Source organism: Streptomyces sp. 2A115 (genome assembly GCF_052245575.1).
In the GTDB taxonomy this organism is placed as follows: domain Bacteria; phylum Actinomycetota; class Actinomycetes; order Streptomycetales; family Streptomycetaceae; genus Streptomyces.
In genome coordinates this window covers 26,559-34,918 of the sequence record NZ_JBQQCG010000105.1, presented here as the reverse complement: position 1 = coordinate 34,918, position 8,360 = coordinate 26,559, and the positions used below count along the sequence as shown (strand labels likewise).

The window sequence follows — 8,360 nt, the reverse complement described above, 5'->3', positions numbered from 1 at the left end:
GTCCAGGGCGGCGTCCGCGGCCGCGGCGTCGTCTTCCACTACGACCACGAACGACCCGGCGGCCGCGAAGGACTGGGCGATCCCGGCGCCCATCCGACCGCCGCCGATCACCCCGACGACGGTGGGTGGTGCTGATGCCGAGGTCATGCCCGGCCTCCGTTCTTCTCGTTCTTCTCGTGGTTCTCGTACTTCTCGTGGTTCTCGTACTTGTCGTTCTTCTTCAGGAAGCGCGTCATGCGCTCCTCCTTGTCGCGGCCTTCGAACAGCACGGCCTGGGCGAGGTCGTCGGCCACCGGATGGGCACCCGGGGCGTCCGTGACGAGCTTGGTGAGGCGCAGGGCGAGTGCCGAGGAACGGGCCATGCGGTCGAGCAGGGCGTCCGCCTCGGCGATCAGCCGGTCCGCCGGTACGACGTCCATGACCAGCCCGCAGGCGAGTGCGGCAGGCGCGTCGAGGTTCCGCCCGGCGAGCAGGACCTGCTTGGCCACCGACTCGCCGACCAGCTCCCTGAGCCGCCAACAGGCCCCGGCGGCGGCCAGGATGCCCAGGCCCGGTTCGGGGTTGCCGAAGACGGCGTCCGGTCCGGCGATCCGGATGTCGCAGGCGTACGCCAGCTCGGCGCCGCCGCCGAGCGCCCAGCCGTCCACGGCGGCCACAGTGGGCAGGGGCAGCCTGCGCACCCGCTCGAACAGGCGGCTGTTGATGCCCTGAAGCGCCTCGTCGCGGCCGCGCCTGAGCAGTTCGGCGATGTCGGCGCCGCCGGCGAAGACTCCGCCGTGGCCGGTGAGCAGCAGCAGTTTGGGGTCGCGCTCCAAGTCCTCGCACATGCGGTGCAGTTCGGCGATCATGCGGCCGCTGATGGCGTTGCGGGCCTCGGGCCGGTGCAGGGTGACGACGACGCGGTCCGCGTGCTCCTCGACCAGCAAGGTGTCGTACGACGTGCTCATGGACGTGCTCATGGCCGCTCCACGAGCATCGCCACGCCCTGTCCGACGCCGACGCAGAGGGTCGCCAGGCCCCGGCGGGCGTCCTCGCGTTCCATGCGGCCGAGCAGGGTGAGCAGGATGCGGGCGCCGGAGCAGCCCAGCGGGTGACCGAGGGCGATGGCGCCGCCGTCGGCGTTGACGCGGTCCGCTTCGAGCTTCAGCCGGCGGACGACCGCCAACGCCTGGGCGGCGAAGGCCTCGTTCAGCTCGACCGCGTCCAGGTCACCGGCCTTCCATCCGGCCCGGTCCAGCGCCTTGGCGGTGGCCGGCACGGGACCGAGCCCCATCAGGTGGGGCTCGACCCCGGCCGAGGCGGCGGTGACGACACGGGCCCGGGGAGTGAGCCCGTACCGCTCGACCGCCGCCCCGCTCGCCACCACCAGGGCCGCGGCCCCGTCGGACAGCGGCGAGGAGTTGCCCGCGGTGACGATTCCGTCGGCGCGGAAGACGGTGCGCAGTCCGCCCAGCTTCTCCAGCGAGGTGGCCGGCCGGGGCCCCTCGTCCTGGGTCACCTCGCCGTCCTTCACCGGCACCGGGACGATCTCCTTCGCGAAGCGGCCCGCCTGCTGGGCGACGAGCGCCCGCCGGTGGCTGCGCAGGGAGAAGGCGTCCGCGTCGAGGCGTGTGATGCCGTCCAGAGCGGCGACCTCCTCCGCCGTCTCACCCATCGACAGGGTGGTCGTGGCGGGGAAGCGCGGGTTGGTGAAGCGCCAGCCGATGGAGGTGTCGTGCGTCTCGCCGGGCCGGGCCCAGGGCGTTCCGGGTTTGGCCATCACCCAGGGGGCCCGGGTCATCGACTCCACTCCGCCCGCCACGACCAGGTCGGCTTCCCCCGCCCGGATCGAGTGGGCCGCCGAGGCGACGGCCGTCAGCCCGGAGGCGCAGAGCCGGTTGACGGTGTAGCCGGGCACGGTGTGCGGCAGTCCGGCCAGCAGTACCGCCATCCGGGCCACGTCCCGGTTGTCCTCGCCGGCCTGGTTGGCGGCGCCGAGGATCACCTCGTCCACGGCGTCGGCCGGCACCCCGGAGCGTCGTACCGCCTCTCCGACGACGAGGGCGGCCAGGTCGTCGGGGCGTACGGACGCCAGGGCGCCGCCGTAACGGCCCTGTGGGGTGCGGGCCCCGTCGATCAGATAGACCTCGTCAGGCATCGGCGTTCTCCTCGGCGAGGGCGGGCGCGTGGCGGCGGGACTGGACGACCGAGAACCGGCCGGTGACGAACGCCGGGTCGGTGAGGGCGGCGTTGGCGGCGGGGTTGGCCGCGGTGCCGTGGAAGTCGCTGAAGGCGGCGGACTGGTTGACGAAGACGCCGCCGGTCAGGTTCTCCGACAGGTGCACGCCCGCTTCCAACGCGGTCGCCCGTGCCGCCTCCAGTACGCCCTCGTGGGTCGCGTACACGGCGGCGGTCAGGGCGCCGTGCCGCCGCACGGTGTCGTGCAGAAGCCGCAGGCTGTGTGCGGTGGAGTCGGTGCCGATGACGAAGGAGACCGGCCCGAACCACTCACTGGTGTACGTCTTTTCGTCGGCCTCGGCGTCGAGCCGGGCCACCAGCGGGGTGCGGACCACCGCCTCCGGGTGGTCGGGGTGGGCCGGTTCGCGGGAGGGGTGGGCGGTAAGGTCCAGGGCCGCCGCCTCCGCCAGACGGCCCAGCACCCCGTCGTTCACGATCGCGCCGAGGGTGGCGGCGGCGCGGGCCGGGTCGTCGAGCAGCTTGTCCAGGGCGGCGCCCAGGTCTGCGGCGAACTCGTCGGCCGTGCGCGGCCCTTGGTCGGTGGGGATGCCGTCGCGGGGGACGAGGACGTTCTGCGGCGTGGTGCACATCTGGCCGCTGTAGAGGGAGAGCGAGAACGCCAGGTTGCGCAGGAGACCCGCGTAGTCGTCCGTGGAGTCGACGACGACGGTGTTGAGCCCGGACTTCTCCGTATGTACGACGGCCTGGCGGGCGTTGCTCTCCAGCCAGCCGCCGAACTCGCTGGAGCCGGTGAAGTCCACGATGCGCACGTCGGGATGGATGGCCAGGGCGGGGGCGGTGCGCTCCTCGGGACGCTCGGCGGCCAGCAGCACCACGTCCGGGTCGAATCCGGCCTCCGCCAGCACCTCGCGAGCGATGCGCACGGTGATCGCGAGCGGCAGTACGGCCCGCCGGTGCGGCTTGACCACCACCGGGTTGCCGGTGACCAGGCTCGCGAAGAGCCCCGGATAGCCGTTCCAGGTGGGGAAGGTGTTGCAGGCGATCAGCACCGCCACTCCGCGTCCGACAGGGGTGAAGGTCTTGTCCATGACGAGTGGACCGCCCCTGCGTCGCGGCTTGCTCCAGCGGGCGGTGGCCGGATGGCGCCGCTGTTCCTGCCAGGCGTACGCGACCGCTTCGAGGCCGCGGTCCTGGGCGTGCGGGCCGCCTGCCTGGAAGGCCATACCGAAGGGCTGGCCGGTGGTGTGCTGGACGGCGTGCGCGATCTCGAAGCTCGCCGCGTTCAGCCGGGCAAGGATCTCGGCCGCGACGCCTGCCCTGGTGTCCGGGCTCGCGGCGCGCCACGCCCCGGCGGCTGCCTTGGCCGTCGCGACGGCGACCTCGGGCACCAGGTGGGGGTAGCTGATGCCGAGGGGGAAGCCGTAGGGGGAGACCTCGGCGGCGGGGACGGTGCCGGTCGTGGGGTGCCCTTCGAGGGGGAAGTGGCGGCCGAGGAGGCCGCGGAAGGCGGCCTCGCCCAGTTCGGGTGCCCCGGCTCCGTACACGGAAGGGCTGGGGGTTTCCGGGTACGGCGTCCAATAGCCGCGGTCGGCGGCACGTTCCACCGCCTGGTGAAGCAGATCCGTGTGGCGTACGAAGAAGTCGGGGTGTGGGTCAGTGGACACGAGGGGCTCCTGGCCGAACGTTCGGTAGGTAGATGGGTGCGGAGCACCCAGGCGGACGAAAGGAAGTCGAGGGCCGGATCAGACGTCGGCGAGCAGGATCACCGGACGCTCCACGCAGTCGGCCACATAGCGCAGGAAGCCGCCGGCCACACCGCCGTCGCACACCCGGTGGTCGAAGCTGAGGGAGAGCTGCATGACCTTGCGCACTGCGAGCGCGCCGTCCACCACCCAGGGTTTGTCGACGATGCGGCCCGCGCCGAGCAGGGCGGCCTCCGGGTGGTTGATGATGGGCGTGGATCCGTCGACGCCGAACACGCCGTAGTTGTTGAGGGTGAAGGTCCCGCCGGTCATGCGGTCGGGCGGCAGGCTCCCGTCGCGGGCGAGCTCGGTCAACCGGGTGAGTTCGGCGGCCAGTTGCACCGTCGTCATGTGCTGGGCGTCGCGGACGACGGGGACGACCAGGCCGCGTTCGGTCTGGGCGGCGAAGCCGAGGTGCACCTCGCTGAAGCGGACGATCTCCCGTCGCTCGGTGTCCACCGTGGAGTTCAGCTCCGGGTAGCGGCTGAGTCCGGCGACGCAGATGCGGGCCAGCAGGGCCATCAACCCGATGCGCCGGCCGGGTTCGGCGGCTTCCAGCGCCTTCTTGGCCTGGAGCAGCCCGGTCGCGTCAGCGTCGACCCAGGTGGTGGCGTCGGGGATCTCGGTGCGGCTGCGGGAGAGCTTGTTCGCGATGGCACCCCGCACCCCGCGCAGCGGGATGCGTTCAGGACCGTCGGGTGACCTTGGCGCCTCCGGCGCGGGCGTCTGCTGAGCCGTGGCCCCCGCCATGACGCCGGGGCCCGTGGCCGCCTGCGGGGCCGGCGCGATGGCCTGCTCCACGTCCCGTCTCAGGACGACGCCGGCGGGACCGGACGGCACCAGAGCTGCGAGGTCGACACCGTGGTCCCGGGCCATCCTCCGTACGAGGGGGGAGATCACCCGGGGTGCGTGTGGCGCGGGCCTCTCGGCCGGGGCCTGCGGTCCTGCCGTGACCGGGGCTGGGTGGCCGTCGTGCGCCGGTATTCCGACGCCGACGGGGGCCGCGGCGTCAGCGGCTGCGGCTGCGGCTGCGGCTGCGGCACGCGCGCTCGATGCGCTCGCGCCCCCGGACGCCTCGCCCGGGGTCACCGCGGCGACGCGGCGACGGCGGCGGCGTGAAGTCGCCGGGCCGTGGCCGGTGCCGTAGCCGATCAGGACGTTGCCTGAACCGGCCTGTTCCTCCTCCCGGTAACGCTCGGCGGCCGCGTCGACCGGCACCGGCCCGCCCGGCGCCGTACCGGAGGTGCCATCGGCCGTACCGGCCCCCTGCGCCTCGGGGCGAGGTCCGCCACCGGACCCGACGGCGCCCCCGCCACCCCCGGCCCCCTCGGAGGCCGCGACGCCGTCGGAGGCCGCCGCCCCCACCGTGATCAGCGGCTCCCCCACCGCCAGGGCCGTACCCGCCTCCGCGTGCAGCCGCAGCACGGTGCCCGCGTACGGGACCGGTACCTCGACCGCGGCCTTGGCGGTCTCGACCTCGACCACGATCTGGTCGATCGTCACCGTGTCGCCGACCGCGACCTTCCACTCGATGATCTCGGCCTCGGCCAGTCCTTCGCCGAGGTCGGGCAGCCGGAACAGCTGCTCCTGGAGCGTTGCGGTGGTCATGCGACCGCTCCTCTCAGCAGGTGCCGGGTGTCCGGCTCGTCGGCGAACTGGAGGCGGTCGACCGCGTCGAGGATCCGGTCGACGCCGGGCAGGTGCGCGTGTTCCAGCTTGGGCGGCGGGTAGGGGATGTCGAAGCCGGAGACCCTCAGGACGGGTGCGGCCAGCGAGTGGAAGCAGCGCTCCTGCACGCGTGCGGCGATCTCCGCCCCGACGCCGGCGAAGCCCTGGGCTTCCTGGACGACAAGGCAGCGCCCGGTCCGGCGTACCGATGCCGTCACCGTCTCGTCGTCGAAGGGCACGACCGTCCGCAGGTCCACGACCTCCAGTTCGATGCCCTCGGCCGCCGCGGCCTCCGCGGCGGCCAGGGCCACCGGAACCGACGGCCCGTACGCGACGACCGTGGCGTCACGGCCCTCCCGCCGGACCGCCGCCCGCCCGAACGGCAGCGCGCCGCGCCGCTCCAGGTCGGTGTCCTCCCTCGACCAGTACAGCTTCTTGGGCTCCAGGAAGACGACCGGGTCGGGGTCTGCCACGGCGTCGCGCAGCAGCCAGTACGCGTCCTCGGCCGTCGCCGGAGTGACGACTTTCAGTCCCGGCGTGTGCGCGTAGTACGCCTCACTGGAGTCGCAGTGGTGCTCGACTCCGCCGATGCCGCCCGCGTACGGGATGCGGATCACCATCGGAAGCGTGAGCCGCCCCCTGGTGCGGTTGCGGAGCTTGGCGACGTGGGAGGCGATCTGCTCGAACGCCGGGTACGCGAAGGCGTCGAACTGCATCTCCACCACGGGCCGGAAGCCGCCCATCGCCATGCCGACGGCCAGTCCCACGATGCCGGCCTCGGCCAGCGGGGTGTCGAAGCAGCGCTGCTCGCCGAAGTCGCGGGTCAGCCCGTCGGTGATCCGGAAGACGCCGCCGAGCGGGCCGACGTCCTCGCCGAAGACGAGTACGCGCTCGTCCTCGCGCAGTGCGTCGCGCAGAGCGGTGTTCAGCGCCTGCGCCATCGTGACCTTGGCCATGGCCGTCAGCCCTCCTGAGTCTGAAGCGTGGTGGGATCGGTGGGTTCGTCGGCTTCGGCCAGCTCGGCGGCCAACAGGGCGCGCTGTTCGCGCAGTTGTGGGGTCGGCTCGGCGTAGACGTGGTCGAAGAGCTCCAGCGGGTCGGGGACGGTTTCCGCGTTCATGCCCGCGCGCAGCTCGGCGGCCAGGGCCTCCGCTTCCTCCCGAAACGCCGCGACATCCTCGTCGGTGAGTACGCCGCGGGCCCGCAGGTGTGCCTCCAGCCGGCTGAGCGGGTCGGCGGCCCTCCACCGCTCGACCTCCTCGTCGTCCCGGTAGCGGGTCGCGTCGTCGGCGTTGGTGTGCGCGTCCATGCGGTAGGTGTGGGCCTCGACCAGGAAGGGGCCGTTCCCGGCGCGTGCGTGTTCGACGGCCGCGGTCAGCACTGCCAGCACGGCGACCAGGTCGTTGCCGTCGACCTGCTCGGAGCGCACCCCGTAGCCGATGCCCTTGTACGCCAGGGCCGGCGCGACGTTCTGCCGGGCCAGCGGCACGGAGATCGCGTACTTGTTGTTCTGGACGAAGAAGACGACCGGCGCGCGGAAGACGGCCGCGAAGTTCAGCGCCTCGTGGAAGTCGCCCTCGCTGGTGGCGCCGTCCCCGGCGAGGGCCATCGCCACGCCGTCCTCGCCCTTGCGGCGCATCGACTCCGCCATGCCGGTGGCGTGCAGCACCTGGGTGGCCAGCGGCGTGCACTGGGGTGCGACGCGGGCGGCGGCCGGGTCGTAGCCGCAGTGCCAGTCGCCGCGCAGCAGCGTCAGCACCTCCAGGGGGTCGATGCCGCGGGTGACCAGCGCCATCGAGTCCCGGTAGGTCGGGAAGAGCCAGTCGTCCGGGCGCAGCGCGAGCACGGCGCCGACCTGGCAGGCCTCCTGGCCCCGGCTGGACGGGTAGACCGCGAGCCGCCCCTGCTTGGTGAGCGCGGTCGCCTGGGTGTCGAACCGGCGCCCCAGGACCATCCGACGGTAGGCCTCGCGCAGGGCCTCGACCGGGGGCTCGTGGTAACCGGCCGGCGACTTGGCCACCGGGATGCCGTCCTCGGCCACGAACCGCACCGGCGTGAGGGACGGCAGGAGGCCCTGGACCGTCTGTCGGAGGCTCTTCACGGACATGGAGGGCACTCGCTTTCTCTGGACACTTGACAGGAGGATGGTCGCCGCTACGGAATATGTGTTCAATACTTCGGCCGAACCGGCGATGAACTGCCGAACCGAGCATGCTGGGAGAGCAAAGTGTCCGAGGAAAACGTGCCGCCGGGGTCCGTGTCCGGACGAACTGCCGTTCCGCTCGACGACATCGACCGGCAGATCCTGGCCCAGCTCCTCGGTGACGGCCGGGTGTCGATCCGGGCGCTCGCCGACCAGGTGCACATCTCGCGCGCCAACGCGTACACGCGCATCGGCAGGCTGGTGGCCGAGGAGGTCATCACCGGCTTCACCGCACAGCTGAACCCGCAGCGGGCCGGCCTCGGCACGAGCGCGTACGTGACACTGATGATCGACCAGAACGCGTGGCGGAACATCTCGCGCGAGCTGCGCGAGATCCCGTACGTCGAGCATGTCACTCTCGTCACGGGCGACTTCGACGTCCTGGTGCTGGTCCGTACGCCGGACAACTCGGTGCTGCGCCGGATCGTGCTGGAGAGCATCCAAGCGGTGCCAGGAGTGCGCTCGACCCGCACCTGGCTGGTCTTCGACGAGGTGCGGGGTCGTGGAGCCGTCTGGAGCGCCTGACCGCCCGGCCGGAGCCCGGGAGGGCGGCTCTGTCCCGGGCTCGG

General features: G+C 72.6%; 8 protein-coding genes. 1 reads left to right on the top strand and 7 read right to left on the bottom strand.

What is annotated here, in order from left to right; all coding sequences use genetic code 11:
• The 7 genes from ACTWQR_RS49040 to pdhA form a co-directional block, all read right to left on the bottom strand.
• The coding region (locus ACTWQR_RS49040) for a 3-hydroxyacyl-CoA dehydrogenase NAD-binding domain-containing protein (protein ID WP_443233832.1) at positions 1-147 on the bottom strand (147 nt) is incomplete at its 3' end.
• On the bottom strand, positions 144-959 hold the full coding sequence (locus ACTWQR_RS49035; protein WP_443233828.1) for an enoyl-CoA hydratase/isomerase family protein: 816 nt from the start codon (positions 957-959) through the stop codon (positions 144-146). The genes ACTWQR_RS49035 and ACTWQR_RS49040, both read right to left, overlap by 4 nt.
• The gene (locus ACTWQR_RS49030) at positions 956-2,137 is read right to left on the bottom strand and encodes a thiolase family protein (RefSeq protein WP_443233827.1); all 1,182 of its coding nucleotides are present in this window, start codon (positions 2,135-2,137) and stop codon (positions 956-958) included. The genes ACTWQR_RS49035 and ACTWQR_RS49030 overlap by 4 nt, the downstream gene beginning before the upstream one ends.
• Positions 2,130-3,842 carry a phenylacetic acid degradation protein PaaN gene (paaN, locus tag ACTWQR_RS49025; RefSeq protein ID WP_443233826.1) on the bottom strand — a complete coding sequence of 571 codons (1,713 nt, stop codon included), beginning with the start codon at positions 3,840-3,842 and terminating at the stop codon, positions 2,130-2,132. The genes ACTWQR_RS49030 and paaN overlap by 8 nt, the downstream gene beginning before the upstream one ends.
• Positions 3,843-3,920: 78 nt before the next feature.
• Positions 3,921-5,528, bottom strand: coding sequence for a dihydrolipoamide acetyltransferase family protein (locus ACTWQR_RS49020; RefSeq protein ID WP_443233825.1), 1,608 nt, complete (start codon positions 5,526-5,528; stop codon positions 3,921-3,923).
• Positions 5,525-6,544, bottom strand: coding sequence for an alpha-ketoacid dehydrogenase subunit beta (locus ACTWQR_RS49015; protein WP_443233824.1), 1,020 nt, complete (start codon positions 6,542-6,544; stop codon positions 5,525-5,527). Before ACTWQR_RS49015 ends, ACTWQR_RS49020 begins: the two co-directional genes overlap by 4 nt.
• A 5-nt stretch (positions 6,545-6,549) precedes the next feature.
• Positions 6,550-7,695, bottom strand: coding sequence for a pyruvate dehydrogenase (acetyl-transferring) E1 component subunit alpha (gene pdhA, locus ACTWQR_RS49010; protein ID WP_443233823.1), 1,146 nt, complete (start codon positions 7,693-7,695; stop codon positions 6,550-6,552).
• A 120-nt stretch (positions 7,696-7,815) separates the two neighbouring features.
• On the opposite strand from pdhA, the gene ACTWQR_RS49005 reads away from it, so the two are divergent.
• Complete coding sequence (locus ACTWQR_RS49005) at positions 7,816-8,316, top strand: Lrp/AsnC family transcriptional regulator (protein WP_443233822.1); 501 nt, start codon at positions 7,816-7,818, stop codon at positions 8,314-8,316.
• Positions 8,317-8,360 lie beyond the last annotated feature (44 nt).

What these genes read in the sequence shown, in the direction of transcription:
- ACTWQR_RS49035 (WP_443233828.1), bottom strand. Translation starts at nt 959, where the DNA reads ATGAGCACGTCCATGAGCACGTCGTACGACACCTTGCTGGTCGAGGAG.
- ACTWQR_RS49030 (WP_443233827.1), bottom strand. Translation starts at nt 2,137, where the DNA reads ATGCCTGACGAGGTCTATCTGATCGACGGGGCCCGCACCCCACAGGGC.
- ACTWQR_RS49020 (WP_443233825.1), bottom strand. Translation starts at nt 5,528, where the DNA reads ATGACCACCGCAACGCTCCAGGAGCAGCTGTTCCGGCTGCCCGACCTC.
- ACTWQR_RS49015 (WP_443233824.1), bottom strand. Translation starts at nt 6,544, where the DNA reads ATGGCCAAGGTCACGATGGCGCAGGCGCTGAACACCGCTCTGCGCGAC.
- pdhA (WP_443233823.1), bottom strand. Translation starts at nt 7,695, where the DNA reads ATGTCCGTGAAGAGCCTCCGACAGACGGTCCAGGGCCTCCTGCCGTCC.